Source organism: Streptomyces sp. NPDC058401 (assembly GCF_042722885.1).
In the GTDB taxonomy this organism is placed as follows: domain Bacteria; phylum Actinomycetota; class Actinomycetes; order Streptomycetales; family Streptomycetaceae; genus Streptomyces.
The window spans coordinates 26,077-42,651 of sequence record NZ_JBHXKA010000066.1; the positions used below are offsets into that span (position 1 = coordinate 26,077).

At 72.7% G+C, this 16,575-nt stretch carries 17 protein-coding genes and 2 pseudogenes; 12 read left to right on the forward strand and 7 right to left on the reverse strand.

Features of this window, described 5'->3' with window-relative positions; genetic code table 11:
- Nucleotides 1-2 precede the first annotated feature (2 nt).
- The 5 genes from ACFWNV_RS23565 (at nucleotide 3) to ACFWNV_RS23585 (ending at nucleotide 3,881) form a co-directional block, all read left to right on the forward strand.
- Nucleotides 3-932 carry an acyl-CoA dehydrogenase family protein gene (locus ACFWNV_RS23565; RefSeq protein ID WP_383950393.1) on the forward strand — a complete coding sequence of 310 codons (930 nt, stop codon included), beginning with the start codon at nucleotides 3-5 and terminating at the stop codon, nucleotides 930-932.
- Between the two features lie 346 nt (nucleotides 933-1,278).
- Nucleotides 1,279-1,761 carry an ATP-binding protein gene (locus tag ACFWNV_RS23570; protein ID WP_383950395.1) on the forward strand — a complete coding sequence of 161 codons (483 nt, stop codon included), beginning with the start codon at nucleotides 1,279-1,281 and terminating at the stop codon, nucleotides 1,759-1,761.
- A gap of 215 nt (nucleotides 1,762-1,976) precedes the next feature.
- A complete protein-coding gene (locus tag ACFWNV_RS23575) occupies nucleotides 1,977-2,546 on the forward strand; it encodes a SigE family RNA polymerase sigma factor (RefSeq protein ID WP_383950398.1) in 570 nt (189 codons plus the stop codon).
- Complete coding sequence (locus tag ACFWNV_RS23580) at nucleotides 2,543-3,088, forward strand: hypothetical protein (RefSeq protein WP_383950401.1); 546 nt, start codon at nucleotides 2,543-2,545, stop codon at nucleotides 3,086-3,088. The genes ACFWNV_RS23575 and ACFWNV_RS23580 overlap by 4 nt, the downstream gene beginning before the upstream one ends.
- Nucleotides 3,089-3,191: 103 nt before the next feature.
- Nucleotides 3,192-3,881 carry a hypothetical protein gene (locus ACFWNV_RS23585; RefSeq protein ID WP_383950404.1) on the forward strand — a complete coding sequence of 230 codons (690 nt, stop codon included), beginning with the start codon at nucleotides 3,192-3,194 and terminating at the stop codon, nucleotides 3,879-3,881.
- A 43-nt stretch (nucleotides 3,882-3,924) separates the two neighbouring features.
- On the opposite strand, the gene ACFWNV_RS23590 is transcribed toward ACFWNV_RS23585, so the two are convergent.
- Both ACFWNV_RS23590 and ACFWNV_RS23595 read right to left on the reverse strand, forming a co-directional pair.
- Nucleotides 3,925-4,452 (reverse strand): NUDIX domain-containing protein, encoded by a 528-nt coding sequence (locus tag ACFWNV_RS23590; RefSeq protein WP_383950406.1) that lies wholly within the window; start codon nucleotides 4,450-4,452, stop codon nucleotides 3,925-3,927.
- Nucleotide 4,453: 1 nt separating this feature from the next.
- Nucleotides 4,454-5,023: pseudogene (locus ACFWNV_RS23595) on the reverse strand (hypothetical protein); the annotation flags it as partial.
- A 6-nt stretch (nucleotides 5,024-5,029) separates the two neighbouring features.
- Here ACFWNV_RS23595 and ACFWNV_RS23600 point away from each other — a divergent pair.
- The 3 genes and pseudogenes from ACFWNV_RS23600 to ACFWNV_RS23610 form a co-directional block, all read left to right on the forward strand.
- Nucleotides 5,030-5,422: pseudogene (locus tag ACFWNV_RS23600) on the forward strand (phosphotransferase); the annotation flags it as partial.
- Nucleotides 5,423-6,115, forward strand: a complete 693-nt coding sequence (locus ACFWNV_RS23605; protein ID WP_383950409.1) for a class I SAM-dependent methyltransferase — start codon at nucleotides 5,423-5,425, stop codon at nucleotides 6,113-6,115.
- Nucleotides 6,116-6,129: 14 nt separating this feature from the next.
- Nucleotides 6,130-6,741: an HAD domain-containing protein gene (locus ACFWNV_RS23610; RefSeq protein WP_383950411.1), complete on the forward strand. Its 612-nt coding sequence runs from the start codon at nucleotides 6,130-6,132 to the stop codon at nucleotides 6,739-6,741.
- Here the strand turns inward: ACFWNV_RS23610 and ACFWNV_RS23615 are convergent.
- Entirely contained in the window at nucleotides 6,660-7,586 is a 927-nt protein-coding gene (locus ACFWNV_RS23615) for a cyclase family protein (RefSeq protein WP_383950430.1), read from the reverse strand. The genes ACFWNV_RS23610 and ACFWNV_RS23615 overlap by 82 nt on opposite strands.
- A 120-nt stretch (nucleotides 7,587-7,706) precedes the next feature.
- Between ACFWNV_RS23615 and ACFWNV_RS23620 the strand changes: the two genes are divergently transcribed.
- The 3 genes from ACFWNV_RS23620 to ACFWNV_RS23630 all read left to right on the forward strand — a co-directional run bounded on the left by ACFWNV_RS23620 (nucleotide 7,707) and on the right by ACFWNV_RS23630 (nucleotide 11,045).
- Entirely contained in the window at nucleotides 7,707-8,627 is a 921-nt protein-coding gene (locus tag ACFWNV_RS23620) for an SDR family NAD(P)-dependent oxidoreductase (RefSeq protein ID WP_243339341.1), read from the forward strand.
- Nucleotides 8,628-8,733: 106 nt separating this feature from the next.
- On the forward strand, nucleotides 8,734-9,981 hold the full coding sequence (locus tag ACFWNV_RS23625) for an acyl-CoA dehydrogenase family protein (RefSeq protein WP_383950414.1): 1,248 nt from the start codon (nucleotides 8,734-8,736) through the stop codon (nucleotides 9,979-9,981).
- The gene (locus ACFWNV_RS23630; protein ID WP_383950417.1) at nucleotides 9,978-11,045 is read left to right on the forward strand and encodes a Zn-dependent alcohol dehydrogenase; all 1,068 of its coding nucleotides are present in this window, start codon (nucleotides 9,978-9,980) and stop codon (nucleotides 11,043-11,045) included. The genes ACFWNV_RS23625 and ACFWNV_RS23630 overlap by 4 nt, the downstream gene beginning before the upstream one ends.
- Before the next feature lie 297 nt (nucleotides 11,046-11,342).
- On the opposite strand, the gene ACFWNV_RS23635 is transcribed toward ACFWNV_RS23630, so the two are convergent.
- The 3 genes from ACFWNV_RS23635 to ACFWNV_RS23645 form a co-directional block, all read right to left on the reverse strand.
- Nucleotides 11,343-11,960, reverse strand: coding sequence for a flavin reductase family protein (locus ACFWNV_RS23635; RefSeq protein ID WP_383950433.1), 618 nt, complete (start codon nucleotides 11,958-11,960; stop codon nucleotides 11,343-11,345).
- A gap of 883 nt (nucleotides 11,961-12,843) precedes the next feature.
- Nucleotides 12,844-13,902, reverse strand: a complete 1,059-nt coding sequence (locus ACFWNV_RS23640; RefSeq protein ID WP_383950436.1) for a GlxA family transcriptional regulator — start codon at nucleotides 13,900-13,902, stop codon at nucleotides 12,844-12,846.
- Between the two features lie 65 nt (nucleotides 13,903-13,967).
- Nucleotides 13,968-14,630 (reverse strand): HD domain-containing protein, encoded by a 663-nt coding sequence (locus tag ACFWNV_RS23645; RefSeq protein ID WP_383950420.1) that lies wholly within the window; start codon nucleotides 14,628-14,630, stop codon nucleotides 13,968-13,970.
- 225 nt (nucleotides 14,631-14,855) lie between these two features.
- Here ACFWNV_RS23645 and ACFWNV_RS23650 point away from each other — a divergent pair, with 225 nt between their 5' ends.
- Complete coding sequence (locus ACFWNV_RS23650; RefSeq protein ID WP_383950422.1) at nucleotides 14,856-15,641, forward strand: VOC family protein; 786 nt, start codon at nucleotides 14,856-14,858, stop codon at nucleotides 15,639-15,641.
- 6 nt (nucleotides 15,642-15,647) lie between these two features.
- Here the strand turns inward: ACFWNV_RS23650 and ACFWNV_RS23655 are convergent, their stop codons facing one another.
- Complete coding sequence (locus ACFWNV_RS23655) at nucleotides 15,648-16,451, reverse strand: enoyl-CoA hydratase/isomerase family protein (protein ID WP_383950424.1); 804 nt, start codon at nucleotides 16,449-16,451, stop codon at nucleotides 15,648-15,650.
- Nucleotides 16,452-16,575: the final 124 nt, after the last annotated feature.

Below are 16,575 nucleotides of genomic sequence, written 5' to 3' on the forward strand. Positions count from 1 at the left end.
CCGTGGACTTCCAGCCGACGCAGGACCAGCGGGACCTGCGGGCGGGCGTACGGGACCTCCTGGCGGGCCGCTACGACCGCGAGGCCCTGCGCGCCTCGGTCGACGGGGCGGCCGCCACCGGCCGGTCCGTGGACCGGGCCCTGTGGCGGGAGCTCGGCGAGGCCGGGTTCTTCGCGCTGCGGCTCCCGGAGGACGAGGGCGGCGTCGGGCTCGGGCTGCCGGAGGCCGTCCTCGTCTTCGAGGAGGCCGGGCGGGCCCTGCTGCCCGGCCCGCTGGTCGCCACCCACCTGGCCGCCGGGCTGGTCGCGGGGGCCGCGGAGGGCGAAGCGGTGGTGACGGCCTTCGACCTGGAGGGCCCGCTGGTCACCCACCTCGGCGAGGCCGACGCGGTGCTCGGTGCGGACGGGGAACCGGTCGAGGTCTACGCCGGGGAGCCCGTCCGCTCCGCGGACCCGCTGACCCCGCTGGCACGGGTCTCCGTACCGGCACGGCCGGTGGCGGCGGGCAGGTACCGCGACGAGGGGGCGCTGCTGACGGCGGCCCTCCAGCTCGGCAGCGCGCTGCGTACGGTGGAGCTGGCGGTGAGCTACGCCAAGGACCGCGAGCAGTTCGGGCAGCCGATCGGGGCGTTCCAGGCGGTCAAGCACCTGTGCGCGCAGATGCTGGTGCGGGCGGAGGTGGCCCGTACGGCGGTCTACGCGGCCGCCGTGACGGCCGATCCGGCGGAGGTGGCCGGGGCGAAGCTGCTGGCCGACGAGGCGGCCGTGCGCAATGCCCGGGACTGCCTCCAGGTGCACGGCGGGATGGGCTTCACCTGGGAGGCGGACGTGCACCTGCACCTGAAGCGGGCCTGGGTGCGGGCGGAGCAGTGGCGGACGGCGGCGCAGGCGGAGGAGGCGCTGGCGGCGGAGCTGCTGGCGGGGGCGGAGTAGGGGGCGTCCGGGCTGTGGCTGCTCGCTCGCTGTGACGGAGGGGTGCGGGAGGGACGGCGCGGGACGCATGTCCGATTACAGAGAGTTGATATCGGTTTGTGTCCTTCGCCCGACTCATTGCGGCCCGGAAGCGGGGGGCCGCTCCGGTACGCTCCCGGGAATGCGAGCGGTTGAGCGGCGGGAGCGCCGCACAGTATGCACCACGCCTACTCCTTCGCGCTGGAATATGCCCGAAGCGCTTGTCGCGGTGACTGTATGTCAACCATGCTGCTCCGCAACGGGGTCACACTCGGTGACCCCGTCCTGTCGCGAGGCGAAGTGTCCGCCGGTTCGGATGGTGTGAGCGGTGCAGGTGCTTCAGGTTCAGCTGGAGGTAGGACCGGACCCCGCCGAGGTCGGCCGGGCCCGCCGATGGGCCCGCTCCCGGCTCGCGGGCTGCGGCATAGGGGATGACGAGCCGCTCGCCGAGACGCTGATCCTGCTGATCTCCGAGCTGGTCACCAACGCCGTCGTGCACACCGGCTGTCCGGCCGTGCTGCGCATGCTCTTCGGGGAGCCGGGGGTGCGGGTGGAGGTCGCGGACGCGAGCGACCGGGCACCGTCCCCGCGGCAGGCCGCCGGCGACGACACGGGTGGCCGCGGGCTGGAGCTGGTGGACGGGCTGGCGGACCGCTGGGGCTGGCAGCGCGAGGGCGCCGGGAAGCGGATCTGGTGCGAGATCGACCGCGAGGAGAAGACCGCGGAGGGGCTCGTGGACCAGGCGGCCGGGGAATCCCCGGACGGGCCGGAAATCCAGGGCGCGATCCGGGAACCGCGCGTGTACCTCTAACGAGGTGTTGACGGTTCGTCAACTGGTGATCACTCTTGTGTTGAACGATTCGTCGCGAGGGGACGCCAAGGGTCAGTCCTGCCTTGACGAGTGCGGGTCGTGGGGTGGCGGCCGCCGTGCCGCGCTCGGGGCGTGCATGCGCGCCGCCGCCACCCGCAGCACCCTTCCGCCGTCCTTCCATTGCCCTCCCGGTGTGTTCGTACCGCCGCCGTGCAATGCGATGGCACCCCCGGGTCGTCTTGAGGGTGAGGGGGTGTTGCCGGGTGGAGCCATCCGAAGAAACGTTTGCGGAGTTCGTCGCCGCGCAAGGACTCCCGTTGCTCCGCACCGCGCGGCTGCTGACGGGCGACTGGCACCTGGGACAGGACCTGGTCCAGGTGACCCTGGCCAAGGTGTACGACCGCTGGGCCCGCGCGGGCCGGTACGACGCACCGGTCGGCTACGCGCACAAGGTCATGGTCACCACGTACTGCACCTGGCGCCGAAGGCGCTGGCACCACGAGCTGCCCCACGCCGCCCTGCCCGATGCGGCGGGCGGCTCCGTCGAGCCCGCGGCCGAGGCGGTCGCCGCCGCGGACCTGCTCGAACGCGCCCTGCTCGGCCTCCCGCGGCGCCAGCGGGCCGTCCTGGTCCTGCGCTACTACCAGGACCTGACCGTCGAGCAGACGGCGGAGATCCTCGGCTGCCCGAACGGCACGGTGACCAGTCTGGCCGCACGGGCACTGACCCGCTTGCGGTCGCATCCCGACCTGAGTACGACCACGAGCGAGGCGGAGGCGCGATGAACGGGTTCCCCGAAGAAGAGCTGCGCAGCGCCCTGCACGCGCTGGCGGACCGGCCGCCGGTGCCGGTGGCGGCGCCGTCGCCGCAGGCCGCCGTCCGGGCGGCGGCCCGGATCCGCGGGCGCCGGCGGGCCGCCGGGGCCGGGCTGGTGGTGGCCGTTGCGGGGCTGGCCCTCCTCGTCCCGCAGTGGTCGCCGGGCGACGGGTCCCGGATGCCGGCCCCGCCGGCCGCGACCGCGGGACCGCCGAGCGAACAGCCGGCCGCGACGGAGCCGGCGGTTCAGACGGACCCGGCGCCCGGGGTCCCGTACGCCCATGACCTGTACCTGCACTGCGGGATCCGGTACACGAAGTTCGCCGGCCGCTGGTGGCACGCCGATCCGGAGGTGCCGGAGGAGGCCCTGGACGGGGCCGTCCGGCAGAACCCGTACATGGCGGGCACGATGGTGCTCGTCTCGGCGGACGAGGCCCGCTTCGTCCGCCACGCCCCGGACCTCACGATCACCTTCCGCCCCACGGAGGTCGAACCAGTGCCCTGTGCATGAGGGTTGGTGGGCGTGGAACCATGAGGTGTCCATGACGTGTCTCTGTGCGGGGCGCGTCGTCCCACCCGGAAGTCCGGGTCCACCCTCACCGCAGGAGAAGCGCATGGCAAACCCCTACGAGGTGACGCCTCCGCCCGCCCCGAGGCGCCGCGGGGGCAAGCTCCCCGGCCTCCTCGTCCTCGTGCTGCTCATCGCAGCCGTCTACGGAGCCTCCCAGTGGCTCGGCAAGGACGCCGACGAGAACGACGCCAAGCCCTCGGCCTCCGCCTCGCCCTCCGCTCAGCAGTCGTCCAAGGACCCGGGGAACCCCGAGTCCTCCTCCGACACGTCGAGCACGTGGGCAGTGGGCGACTGCGGCGGCCCCGACCCGAAGAACCCGCCGGACGGCTACCGGCCGCAGAAGTGCTCGGCGTCCGGCGCCACCTTCAAGGCGATCGACATCAAGGACGCCAGCATCCTGCCCGGGGCCATCCAGTGCCCGCCCGGCACCGACCTGATGATCCAGGTGAGCATCTCCTACGGCTCCGCGAAGTCGGGCGGCATCCCCACCAACACCGTCTGCGGCCGCAACCTCTCCGGCGACCACCCCGGCGACGCCGGCGCCGGCGGCGGCCAGCTGGTACAGGGCGACTGCGTCACCGACCAGGCCCAGGAAGTCCCGTGCGCCTCGGGCACGTACAAGGTCCTCGGCCTGGTCAAGACGAAGCCCGAGTGCCCGTCCGGCACCACCGACCCGATGCAACTCACCATGGCGGTGGGCCGCCCGTACGACGTCATCTGCGCGAAGGGCTGACCACCGGGCCGGCTGCGAAGGCAGTGGACGGTTCCTCTGGGCGTCACCACCCGCTCAGAGAGACCGGCGTTCCGTTGCGTAGGTACTGGTTGAGGGCGCTGGCGGTGGTGTCGACGAAGGCGTCGGGGACTGCGTCGGCGTCGACCCAGCAGACTTGGGAGTGCTTGTGGGGTTCGCGGTTTTCGGGTTCGCCGGTCCATTCGTGGGCGGCGAAGACGACCGTGAGGAAGCCGTTGGGGGCTTCGACTCCCCAGGCGCCGTGGATGATGTGCGCGACCTTGAGGGACTCGGGATTCACCGTGAGGCCCGTCTCCTCGTAGAGCTCGCGGACCGCGGTTTCGGTGATGGGCTCGCCCGGTTCGCTCTTGCCGACGGGGAGGTCCCACATCCCCTGGGCGAACTTGGCGTTCTCGCCGCGTTGGAGGAGAACGACGCGGTTGGTGGCCTTGTCGTGGACGATGACGGCCGCGACCAGCAGGGTCATCGAGTCGAGCGCCGGTTTGAGGGCTTGGGAGCGGTCGTCGGTCTGCTGGGGCACGGGTTTCCCTTCGTCGGGCGGGTTGTTGGGCATGCTAGGCGAGGGCCTCTCGGGTGCGGCGGGCGAGATCGGCGGCGCCGGGGACGCGGCGGCGCTGGTAGACCGCGAGGGTGGAGCGGATCGAGGTGATCGCCTTGCGGGTGCGGTCGGAGGTCATTCCCTCCATGAGGACAAGGGCCTGGGCCCAGGCGGCGACCGCTTCGTCGGCGCGGGCCTGGGCGGCGAGACTGTCGCCCAGGTCGGCGTGGGTGAGGGCGTGGACGCGCTTGTACTTCTCCGGGTCCCAGCGGGTGAGGGCGTCGCGGTGCTGTTGCTCGGTGCCGACGTGGTCGGCGAGGTCGGTCAGGGTGCGGGCCGTGTGGCTGGTGACGGTGCCGGCCGCGGGGCCGCTGACGCGGGAGAAGCTGGGCTGAGGCCCGTCCTCGCGTAGGAGGGCGTCTTCGGCGGCGAGGAGGGCACGTGCGGCCGAAGGGTTCTCGCCGGTGGCGGCGTAAGCGCGGGCGTGGGTGATGTGGAGGAGGGCTTCGGTCTGGCCGTCGACGTGGCCGAGACCGCGGGACAGGGCACCCTCGACGAGGTCGACGCAGTGGTGGGGCTGCTTGAGGAGATGCTGGACCCGTTCGGCTGGGTCCACTCCGAGTTCCACCCCACGAGCGTCCACGTCGGGGAGAACGGATGGCACCTCCTCGACTTCGCCCGCGCCTTCACCGGCCCCGGCCTGATCGACCTCGCCTCCTACCACGGCACCACGGACGCGCCCAGCCCCGTCCGCCTGCGCGTGTTCCTGGAGCAGTACGTCGCCGCAGGCGGCCACGAGGACGCCCTCGCCGCCCGGGGCGGCCTGGCCGCCGAGGCGTGGGCCCTGGGCTGGCACCGCATGTGGGCGGTGGAGTGGTTCATGGAGCAGGCCGTCCGCTGGATCAACGACCCGGCCAAGGACCCCGCGTACATCCCTGTCGTCCGCCGCCACCTGAATGACGTGGTCCAACTCCTGGAGGTCTAGGTGCTCGCCCATGTCTCCCCCTGGTACACCCACGCCGCCCAGCGCATAGCCGCTTCCCCCGCCCGTGCGCTCACCGCACCGGCCCGGATGGAGTGGAGCACCCACGAGGGCCTCGGTCCCGGAGCAGAGATTCTGGGACGGGACCTGCGCGGCAAGCGCCTTCTGGAGCTGGGCTGCGGCCCCGGCCACAACGTGGCCCACCTCGCCAAGCACCACCAGGCCCGCGTCACCGGCGTGGACCTCATCGGCCTCCAGATACGCCGCGCCCGGTCCCACTACGGCCACCTCGACGGCTCCACCTTCGCCGCCGGGCACGCGCTGCACCACCTGCAGGCCACCGGCCAGAGCTTCGACGCGATCTACTCCGTCTTCGGCGCTGTCGGCCTCGTCGCCCCCGAGCTCCTGCTCGCCGCGATCTCCCGCCGCCTCAAGCCAGCTGGAGTGCTGGCTTTCTCCGTCCCGCACCCGGCACGGGCCGGAAGACATCCATCCACGGACGACCGTCCGCGCGAGGACTACGTCACCATGTCCGACCACACCCGACTACCCATCGCCCGATGGGAGTTCGATGCCCGCCGCTGGGGCGCACACCTCTCGCGTAACGGCCTGTGCATCACCTCAGCACTGGAGCTGCGTCACCCTCGCCGCGACCCATGGCCGACCACCCTCCTGATCACCGCCCGCAAACGCTGACCCCGGAGGCACCGATGACCCTGCCCTACCTGCTCTTGGACATCGACGGCGTCCTCATCCCGTTCCCGGCGGCAGATGGCAGCACCCCGCCCACCCACGTCCGCCACACCGTCCTGCCCACTGGCCGGCACCCCGACGATCCCGTCCCCATCGGGCTCGACCCCAGCCATGGCCCGATGCTCGCCGATCTCCTGGCCAGTGGCCTCGTCACCCCGGTTTGGTGCTCGAGCTGGCGCAAGGACGCCACCACGATCATCGGGCCGCTCCTGGGACTGCCGGACTTCCCCTACCTCGACCTCCCCCGCCCACAGATCACCACCAGCCATCCCGACGGGTACCTCTGGAAGCGTGACCACGTTGCCCCCTGGCTCGGCAGCGAACCGGTCGTCTGGATCGACGACGACTTCACCCCCCTCGACCACGCGTGGGCCGCCGAACGCATGGCCCGCGGCCTTCCCACGCTGCTTGTTCAGCCTGATCCTCACAAGGGTCTCCACCCGAGTCACCTAGCCGAGGTGCGGGCATGGGCGGGCCGCCTGAACGCTCAGAGGATGGCGATCGGGGCCACCGGGGTGCCGACTGCGCCGACGAAGGGTTCTGGCATGGCTGAGAGGAGGAACGAGTAGCGGGATTCTTCCGCACAGGCTGTGGACAACTTTTCGAGGTTCCAGTTCTGGCCCTGGTGCATGCCCATCTCGACCAGGTCCAGGGCGTGCACCGGCAGCCACAGGTTCTCTATCTCCGGCGGGAAGATCTCGAAGGTCAGGGTGTCGTTCGCGACGGCGGCCACGTCCCGGGCGTGGAACCACTCGGGCGTGCGGACGGACAGGCCGGGGGACGGGTAGCCGTAGCCGTGCTTGTCGCCGGCCAGGTAGACCTGCACCTGGCCGGTGCGGACCAGGACGATGTCGCCCGCGCGGACGGTGACCCCGCCGAACTCCGCTGCCTGGTCGAGGTCTTCGGGGGTGACGGCGTGGCCGCCGGGGAGGCGGTCCAGGCCCTTGGCGCGGGCCACGTCGAGCAGGACCCCGCGCGAGACGATGTGCCCGGCCTTGTCGATGCCGCTGAACTCGGCGCGGCCGTGGGCCGTGATGGTGCCGGCGGGGCGGCCGTTGTAGATCTTCCCCGAGTGCGAGACGTGTGTCAGGGCGTCCCAGTGCGTGCCGGCCTGGAGGCCGAAGGTCACCGCGTCGTCGCTGCACGCCACCGTGCCCGGGCCGAAGAGCTCCTGGTTGATCTGCACCATCGTGTGCAGCGGGTTGATCCGGCCGGGGATCATGCCGGACTGCACCCCGTCCTCCTTGAGGGGGAGGGCCAGGGGGATGCGGCGCCCGGTGCGGATCTCGGCCGCGGCCGCGCGGACGACCTTGTCGGTGATCAGGTTGAGGGTGCCGATCTCGTCCTCGGCGCCCCACCGGCCCCAGTTGTTGACGCGCTTGGCGATGTCGTGGAACTCGGCGGGCATGGCCATGGATCTCATCAGCTCCTTGAGGAGGAAATGGGCTGCGGTGGCGAACTGGGGCTTGTGCTCCCGCATCTGACTGAACATAGAATCTAACGGACCGTCAGAAAACGCGGGAAGGGGCCGGACGTGGGGAACTTCTTGGCAGGCAAAGTCGTCGCCGTCACAGGCGCCGGCCGGGGCATCGGACGGGCCGTGGCACTCGCCGCGGCCGCCGAGGGTGCCAGGGTCGTCGTCAACGACTACGGCGTGGGCATGGAGGGCAACGAGCCCACCAGTGAGATCGCCGAAGCGGTGGTGAAGGAGATCGTCGCCGCGGGCGGCGAGGCCGTCGCCGTCGCCGACGACATCTCGACCATGGCGGGCGGGCAGCGCATCGTCGACACCGCGCTCGCCCAGTACGGACGCATCGACGGAGTCGTGTGCGTCGCCGGCATCCTGCGCGAGCGGATGCTGTTCAACATGTCCGAGGAGGAGTGGGACCCGGTGGTCGCCACCCACCTCAAGGGCACCTTCACCGTGTTCCGCGCGGCCTCCGCCGTCATGCGCCGCCAGGGCACCGGCACGCTGATCGGCTTCACCAGCGGCAACCACCAGGGCTCGGTGGCCCAGGCCAACTACAGCGCCGCCAAGGGCGGGATCATCTCGCTCGTCCGGTCGGCGGCCCTGGGGCTGGCCAAGTACGGAGTTACCTCCAACGCCGTGGCGCCCGTCGCGCGCACCCGGATGTCGGCCAACGTGCCGATGGAGCTCAAGGAGATCGGCGAGCCCGAGGACGTGGCCGCGCTCGTGACCTACCTGCTCTCCGACAAGGCCGTGGCCGTCGGCGGCGAGAAGATCACCGGGCAGGTCTACACGATCGCCGGCCCGAAGATCGCCGTCTGGGCCCAGCCCCGCGAACTGCGCGCCGGCTACGCCGAGGGGTCCTGGACCCCCGAGAAGATCGCCGACTTCCTGCCCGGCACCGTCGGCACCGACCCGATGCCGATGCTCGCCCAGCTCGAAGCCATGGCCAAGGCAGCCGCCGCCAAGGACCGCCCCAACGCGTAGGCCCCGGCCGGTCGTTCACGGTGGAGGGGCGCGTACGCGTGCCACGGCGCGAGAGCCCGGCCGCAGCGGCCGGAGAGGACCCGAGGGACCCGAGGGGGCACCGACCATGGACTTCGCCTTCGACGAGGAGGATGAGGAGCTGCGCAGCCACGCCCGGGAGTGGCTGGCGGAGCACCTCACGGGGCCGTACGAGGAGGCCGTCGGCCTCGGTGGCCCCGGCAGCGAGCACGAGGGGGTCGAGGTCCGGCGCTCCTGGGAGCGCGAGCTGGGGCGCGCCGGCTGGATCGGCCAGGGCTGGGAGACCGCGCCGGGCGACGCCTACGGCAACCGGCGGCTCTCCCTCACCGGGCAGGTGGTGTGGGCCGAGGAGTACGCGGCTGCGCGCGCCCCGGCCCGGGTCGGCCACATCGGCGAGAACCTCCTCGCGCCGACCCTGATCGCCTACGGCTCCCCGGAGCAGCGGGCCCGCTTCCTGCCCGGCATCGCCCGCGGCGAGGAGCTGTGGTGCCAGGGGTACTCCGAACCGGGCGCCGGCTCCGACCTCGCGGGAATCCGTACGACGGCGGTACGGGACGCTGCCGACGGACTGCTCAGGGTCACCGGGCAGAAGATCTGGACCTCGCTGGCCCAGGACGCCGACTGGTGCTTCGTCCTGGCGCGCACCGAAGCCGGGTCCCGGCGGCACCGCGGGCTGTCCTTCCTCCTGGTCCGCATGGACCAGCCGGGCAGGGTCGAGGTCCGGCCGATCCGGCAGATGTCGGGCACCTCCGAGTTCAACGAGGTGTTCTTCGACGGGGCCGTGGCCGCCGAGGTGGTGGGCGGGGAGGGCAACGGCTGGTCCGTGGCCATGGGACTGCTCGCGCTGGAGCGCGGGGTCTCCACGCTCGTCCAGCAGATCGGCTTCGCGGCCGAACTGGAGCGGGTGGTCCGGGCGTACGTGGCCGCCGGTGCGGGCGACCAGGTCCTGCGCGAACGCCTCGTAAAGCAGTGGGCCGAGCTGCGCACGATGCGGTGGAACGCGCTGCGGACGCTGGGAGCGGCGAACGCGGGAGCCGCAGGCGGCCCGGGCGGCTCGGGCGGCTCCGGCAGTGATCCCGGTGCGCCCAGCGTGGCCAAGCTGCTGTGGGGCGGCTGGCACCGGCGGCTCGGGGAGCTGGCCGTGGAGGTCCGGGGGGCGGTGGCCACGGCCGGGCCGGGGACCTGGTCGTCCGGGACCCCGTACGAACTCGGACTCGACGAGGAGCAGCGGTTGTTCCTGTTCACCCGCGCCGACACCATCTACGGCGGCTCGGACGAGATCCAGCGCAACATCATCGCCGAGCGCGTGCTCGGCCTGCCTAAGGAGTCCAGGTGAGAGGCGTCGTATTCGACGGCAAGCAGGCCCAGGTGGTCGACGATCTGGAGATCCGGGACCCGGGGCCGGGGGAGGTGCTGGTCGCGATATCGGCGGCCGGGCTGTGCCACAGCGATCTGTCGGTGATCGACGGGACGATCCCGTTCCCGCCGCCGGTGGTGCTCGGGCACGAGGGTGCGGGCGTGGTGGAGGCGGTCGGCTCCGGGGTCACGCACGTGGCGCCCGGCGACCACGTCTCGCTGTCCACGCTCGCCAACTGCGGGGCGTGCGCGGACTGCGACCGCGGCCGGCCGACGATGTGCCGCAAGGCGATCGGGATGCCGGGGCAGCCGTTCTCGCGGGGCGGCAAGCCGCTCTTCCAGTTCGCGTCCAACTCGGCCTTCGCGGAGCGGACGATCGTCAGGGCCGTGCAGGCGGTGAAGATCCCCAAGGACATCCCGCTGACCTCGGCGGCCCTGATCGGCTGCGGGGTCCTGACGGGCGTGGGCGCCGTGCTGAACCGGGCGAAGGTGGACCGCGGCGAGACGGTGGTCGTCATCGGCACCGGCGGCATCGGCCTCAACGTGCTCCAGGGCGCACGGATCGCGGGCGCCACCACCATCGTGGCGATCGACGCGAACCCGGCGAAGGAGGCGGTGGCCCGGCAGTTCGGCGCCACGCACTTCATCGACGCCTCGGCGGTCGCGGACTCCTCGGCGGCCGTGAAGGAGATCCTGCCCACGGGCGCGGACCACGCCTTCGAGTGCGTGGGCAACGTCAAGCTGATCCGGCAGGCCATCGACCTCCTGGACCGGCACGGGCAGGCGGTGCTGCTGGGCGTGCCCGGCTTCAAGGAGGAGGCGGCCTTCCAGGTCTCGTCCATGTACCTGGACAAGACGATCATGGGCTGCCGGTACGGGTCCTCGCGCCCGCAGCGGGACATCGCGCTCTACGCGGAGCTCTACCGGCAGGGCAGGCTGCTGCTGGACGAACTCGTCACGGAGGTCTACCCGGTCGAGGACTTCGCCAAGGCCGTGGACGACGCCCACCACGGGCGGGTGGCGCGCGGCGTCCTCACGTTCTGACCCCGCCGGCCCGCCAGCCCGACCGGTGGCCGGCCCCGCTCCCCCGAGCGGGGCCGGCCGCGGCGGGTTTCAGTACCGCCGCCTGACCATGTCCGGGCGGTCCATGTGCGACTTGGTGATGGCGGCCGCGACGCCGAAGACCAGCAGGCCGAAGAAGGCGGCGACGGGGGAGCCGAGCAGCGCGGGTCATGAAGGGGTGCTCGGCCACGCCCGCGGTGGCCGACCGGCGTCCCATGGCCCCGCCCGTTCGAGATCCGCAGGACAGCGGCGGGGCGGGCGGGCTCGGACCGTGGGCCGTCAGTCGGTGAAGCGGCCGAAGCGGCCCTTGTGGAAGAGCAGCGGATCGCCCTCGCCGGCCGCGCCCATCGCCTCGACCTTGCCGACGACGATGAGGTGGTCGCCGCCGGTGTGCACGGCGTGGATCCGGCAGTCGATCCAGGCCGGCACCGCGTCGAGCTGCGGCGAGCCCGTGGCGGGGGCCGGGGTGTGGGCGACACCGGCGAACTTGTCGGCGCCGCTGACGGCGAAGGCCCGGCACAGGTCGCCCTGTTCGGCGCCGAGGATGTTCACGCAGAACACCCCGCTGCGGGCGATGCGGGGCCAGGTGGTCGACGTACGGGCCACCATGAAGGTGACCAGCGGCGGGTCGAGGGAGAGCGAGGCGAAGGACTGGCAGGCGAAGCCGGCCGGACCCTCCTCGCCCTCGCCGGGCGGGGAGGTGATGATCGTGACCCCGCTGGCGAAGTTCCCCAGTACGGCCCGGAATTCGGCGGGGCTGACGGGCGCCCGCTCGTGTTCGCCGACCGCCCGCAGATCGGGGCGGGGCAGTGCTTCGACGGGCTCGGCCCCGGGCTCCGCGGCGGCGGAGGGGAGGGAACCGACTGATCTGAGGTATCGGACGACGGTGGCCGCCATCCCTGCGTGTCCCATCACAACTCCGATTGAAGCTGACGGTGCGTCAGATGGGAAGGGGAGTGTAGGCTCCGGCATGAGTTGAACGTGTTCAATACAGATCCGGGGGGATCGCCGTGGGGACTGGCACGTGGAACGGCGTGGTCGTGGCGCAGCCGAAGGGCCGCGCATGGAGCGCCCTGGCACCGGGCGCGGAGACCGTCGCCGCGGGGCAGTTCCTGGCCGCCGGGGTGTTCTGGCAGATGGCCACCACCGCGGCGGTGATGGACGACCCCTACGGCCGGGGCTACGGCGGCGGCATCGGCGCGCTCTTCCTGCTGGTCTTCCTCTGCCTCGTCCTGCCCCTGCTCGCCTTCGCGCTGGGCTGGCTGCACAGCACGCTCGTCACCCTCCCCGTGCTGCGGCTCTCGAACGCGGCCGGTGTGCGCACCCGGATCCCCGCCCCCTGGTGGGCCCTGCCGGTCCTCGCCGCGCTCAGCGCCGCCTACGCCGCCCCGGTGGCCCTGCTGACCAGCGCCCCGTACGCCGCCACGTGCGGCTGGCTCGCGGCCGCCGGGGTGCTCCCGGTGGCGGTGGCCGTGTCCGCGCGGATGCGGCAGTGGACGAAGTCCTCGGTACGGCGGTGGGCGCTCGGGGTGGCCGCGGTCGCGGTCGTGGGGTCCTTCATCGGCGGCTCGGCCTGGCCGTCGAAGTCCGGGCCGTACCGGCCGCCGGTCCTGTCGCAGGGCGACTACGTCGGCGTGTGGACCGGCGACGGCATCCGCCTGGAACTGGACGCGCAGGGCACGGCGATGGCGGAGAAGCTGCCGGTGGACAATGGCTTCGAGCTGGTCGACCGCTGCTCGGGCCCCGGCACGTGGAAGTTCCGGGAGGCGGACGAGGGCTACTACCGGGCGGGCGTGGTCCTCGCCGTAGCGGAGTGCGGTGAGGGCGCCTCACTGACGTGGGAGGTGGCGGGCACGGTGGCGGAACCGGAGCTGTTCGTGCTGATCGGAGACCCCGACGGCGGGGACGTGCGCGTGCTGCGGAAGCGGGCGCGGTAGGCGGTCGGGGCGATGCCCAGGGCGTGCTGGAAGGCGCGCCGCAGGCTCTCGGCGGAACCGAAGCCCGCCTGCTCGGCCACCGTGTCCACCGGGTCGTCGCCCGCCTCCAGGAGGGCCCGGGCGGCTTCGAGGCGGACGGATTCCAGGTACTGCCCCGGCGTCATCCCGGTCTCCGAGCGGAAGAGCCGGGCGAGGTGGCGGCCGCTGACCCCGGCCTCCCGGGCGGCGTCGTCGAGCGACAGCCGGGGATCGGCCCCGATGCCGTCCATGACCGTGCGCAGGACCGGATGCCGCGCCTCGCGCGGGGTCAGGCGGGCGCTGTACTGGGACTGGCCGCCCGGCCTGGCCATGAAGACGACCAGCTCCCGCGCTACCTCCCGGGCGATCGCCGGCCCGTGGTCCTCCTCGACCAGGGACAGCGCGAGGTCGATGCCCGAGGTCACCCCGGCGGAGGTCACCACGTGCCCGTCCTGGACGAAGAGCGGATCAGCCTCCACCCGCACCCGCGGGTACGCCGCCGCGAGCTGCGCCGCCAGCCGCCAGTGCGTGACCGCCCGCCGCCCGTCGAGCACCCCGGTCTCCGCCAGGACGAAGGCCCCGGCGCACACCGAGGCGACCCGGCGGGAGCGGCGCACGAGCTCGGCGACCAGACCCGTCAGGGCCGGATCGGCCACGGCCCGCCGCCAGTCGCTCCGGCCGGGGACGACGAGCGTCCCGGGGCGGGCCGGCAGGCTGTCGGGGCCGCCGTCCGCGCCGATGCGTACGCCCGAGGAGGTACGTACGTCGCTCCCGTCGGGGGAGACGATCCGGACCTCGTAGCGGGCACCGTGGAGGTTGGCGGTGCCGAACACCTCGGCGGGGCCCGTGACATCGAGCAGCTGCACGCCGTCGAAGGCGACGATGACGACGGGGTGCGGGGCCGCCCGGTCCGCGGGGTGCGGGGCTGCCCGGTCCGCGGCGTGCGGGGCTACTCGGCCCACGGGGAGTCCAGGATCACGCGGACGAAGTCTCCGCGCTCGAAACCGGGCACGTGGTGCGCGAGCACGTCGGCCTTGACGTTGCCGAAGGCCGTCTCGGGCTTGGGCGCCACGCCGTCGGCGAAGGCGCGCAGGATGCGCTCCTTGAACCGCGGGCGCGGATGCAGGGCGACGACCGCCGCGCGGTCCGCCTCGGAGAGGTCGTGGTAGCCGATGCCGAGCACGTCGTACTCCACGCCCGCCGTCACCAGCGCCACCTCGGGCTCCATGTACCGCGGGATGCCCGGGGTGGTGTGCAGGGCGATCGCCGTCCACACCCGGCGCACCGCGTCCTCCGGGACTCCGTGGCCGCGCAGGAACCGGCGGGCCTCGTCGGCGCCGTCCACCTCGAAGCGGCGGCCACTGGCGCGGAAGGGCTCGGTCAGGCCGAGGTCGTGGAACATCGCGGCTACGTAGAGCAGCTCGGGATCGGCCTCGATGCCGAGGCGGCGGCCCTGGAGGCGGCCGAAGAAGTACACGCGGCGGGAGTGGTCGTAGAGCAGCTCGCTCAGGCTGTCCCGGGCGAGCTCGGTGGCCTCCTTGGCCAGCCGGGAGTCCGGTACCGGGGTGGTGGTGGTCGTGGTGCTGGTGCCGGTGGTGCTCGTTGTTGTCATGGCTGGTGTCCCCTCGTGGGATTCCTGCGGATCACCACCAGTTTTCGCTGCCGGGCACCCTCCCGCCATGGCCATCGGGCCGTGTATCCCACAGATACGGACACGGGTGCGGCCGTACGGGTGGTTCCACCGCCGTGCGGTGTTCCCCGGAGGGCGGGTCCCGTACGGGCTCGGCATCGTGGCGGGGGACCGGAGGCAGCAGCGCAGCGCATACAGGAGGACCTCATGCTCGGCACCGAATTCCGCAAGGGATCGCCCAACTGGCTCGACCTCGGGAGCCCCGACACCGACGGGGCCATCTCGTTCTACACCGGCGTCTTCGGGTGGGAGTTCCTCTCCCTCGGCCCGGAGGCGGGCGGGTACGGCTTCTTCCAGGTCGACGGGAAGACCGTCGCCGCCCTCGGGCCGCTCACCGAGGAGGGCGCCACCCCGGCCTGGATGCTGCACTTCGACACCCCCGACATCCAGGAGACGGCGGCGGCCGTCAAGGCGGGCGGCGGAGTGGTCCGCATGGAGCCCGGGGACGTCATGGGGGAGGGCTGGCTGGCCCAGTTCACCGACCCGCAGGGCGCGGAGTTCGCGTGCTGGCAGCCCGGGAAGACCGCCGGGCTGGGGCGGGCCTCCGAGGTGAACACCCTGGTCTGGGCGGAACTGCACGTACCCGACCCGGTCGCGGCCGTGGAGTTCTACGCCGGCCTCTTCGGGTGGCGCTCCGCCGAAATGGAAGCACCCGGGATGACCTACCGGGTGCTGAGCATCGCCGACGGGGACCAGGAGGACGGCTCCTTCGGCGGGGTCGCGCCCCAGGGCGACGGCGTGGGCGACGAACGCCCGCGCTGGGTGCCGTACTTCAACGTCGCCGACGTGGACGCGACCGTCGCCGCGATCCGCGGCAGCGGGGGCTCGGTGCTGATGCCCGCCGCCGATGTTCCGGACGTCGGGCGGATGGCGTGGACGGCGGACCCGACGGGAGCGGTGTTCGCTCTGCTCACGCCGGACCCGCGGATGTAGTTCCGCTTAGCGCCCCACGTACTTCGGGGTGCGGCGCTCCACGAAGCTGGCGACCCCCTCGTTCGCGTCGGCCGTGCTCATGTTGAGCTCCTGGGCGGTGGCCTCGGCGGCGAGCGCCGTCGCGCGGTCGCTGTCCAGGGAGGCGTTGACCAGCTGCTTCGTGAGCGCGAGGGCGCGGGTGGGGCCCTGCGCGAGGCGCTCCGCCCACTCCCGGGCGGTGTCCTGCAGGGCCTCTGCGGGCACCACCCTGTTCACCAGCCCGAGCCGCTCGGCCTCGGCCGCGGGGACGGCGTCGCCGAAGAACATCAGCTCCTTCGCCTTCTGCGGTCCGAGGAGGCGGGGGAGGAGGTACGCGCCTCCGCCGTCGGGGACCAGGCCGCGGCGGACGAACACCTCGATGAAACGGGCCGGTTCGGCGGCGATGACCAGGTCGCAGGCGAGCGCGAGGTGGGCGCCTATGCCGGCCGCGGTGCCGTTCACTGCGGCGATGACCGGCTTCTCGCAGTCGAGCACCGCCGTGATCACGCGCTGGGCGCTGAGTCGGATCATGCGGGCTATGTCGCCGACGACTCGCTCGGTGGGGGCGGCTCCGGCTCCGCGGAGGTCGGCGCCGGAGCAGAAGCCCTTGCCGGTGGCGGTGATGACGACGGCCCGGACGTCGGGGTCGGCGGAGGCTTCGGCGAGCAGCGCGATGACGCGTTCGCGTTGGTCCCAGGTGATGGCGTTCATGGCCTCCGGGCGGTTGAGGGTGATCCAGGAGACGCCGCTCTCGAAGCGGTGGAGGACTTCGTCCTCCGGGGTGGGGGCCATGGTGGAACTCCTGTTCGTGGTGGATGGGTGCGGCGCCGTTGCCGGGGACTCCGTCCCCGGGCGCCTCAAACGCCGGCGGGGCTGGGGTGGTGTCGGGGGTGGGGGGGGGCGGGTGGGGGTGGGT

What these genes read in the sequence shown, in the direction of transcription:
- ACFWNV_RS23575 (WP_383950398.1), top strand. Translation starts at nt 1,977, where the DNA reads ATGCGATGGCACCCCCGGGTCGTCTTGAGGGTGAGGGGGTGTTGCCGG.
- ACFWNV_RS23580 (WP_383950401.1), top strand. Translation starts at nt 2,543, where the DNA reads ATGAACGGGTTCCCCGAAGAAGAGCTGCGCAGCGCCCTGCACGCGCTG.
- ACFWNV_RS23585 (WP_383950404.1), top strand. Translation starts at nt 3,192, where the DNA reads ATGGCAAACCCCTACGAGGTGACGCCTCCGCCCGCCCCGAGGCGCCGC.
- ACFWNV_RS23590 (WP_383950406.1), bottom strand. Translation starts at nt 4,452, where the DNA reads ATGCCCAACAACCCGCCCGACGAAGGGAAACCCGTGCCCCAGCAGACC.
- ACFWNV_RS23610 (WP_383950411.1), top strand. Translation starts at nt 6,130, where the DNA reads ATGACCCTGCCCTACCTGCTCTTGGACATCGACGGCGTCCTCATCCCG.
- ACFWNV_RS23615 (WP_383950430.1), bottom strand. Translation starts at nt 7,586, where the DNA reads ATGGCCATGCCCGCCGAGTTCCACGACATCGCCAAGCGCGTCAACAAC.
- ACFWNV_RS23625 (WP_383950414.1), top strand. Translation starts at nt 8,734, where the DNA reads ATGGACTTCGCCTTCGACGAGGAGGATGAGGAGCTGCGCAGCCACGCC.
- ACFWNV_RS23635 (WP_383950433.1), bottom strand. Translation starts at nt 11,960, where the DNA reads ATGGCGGCCACCGTCGTCCGATACCTCAGATCAGTCGGTTCCCTCCCC.
- ACFWNV_RS23645 (WP_383950420.1), bottom strand. Translation starts at nt 14,630, where the DNA reads ATGACAACAACGAGCACCACCGGCACCAGCACCACGACCACCACCACC.
- ACFWNV_RS23650 (WP_383950422.1), top strand. Translation starts at nt 14,856, where the DNA reads ATGCTCGGCACCGAATTCCGCAAGGGATCGCCCAACTGGCTCGACCTC.
- ACFWNV_RS23655 (WP_383950424.1), bottom strand. Translation starts at nt 16,451, where the DNA reads ATGGCCCCCACCCCGGAGGACGAAGTCCTCCACCGCTTCGAGAGCGGC.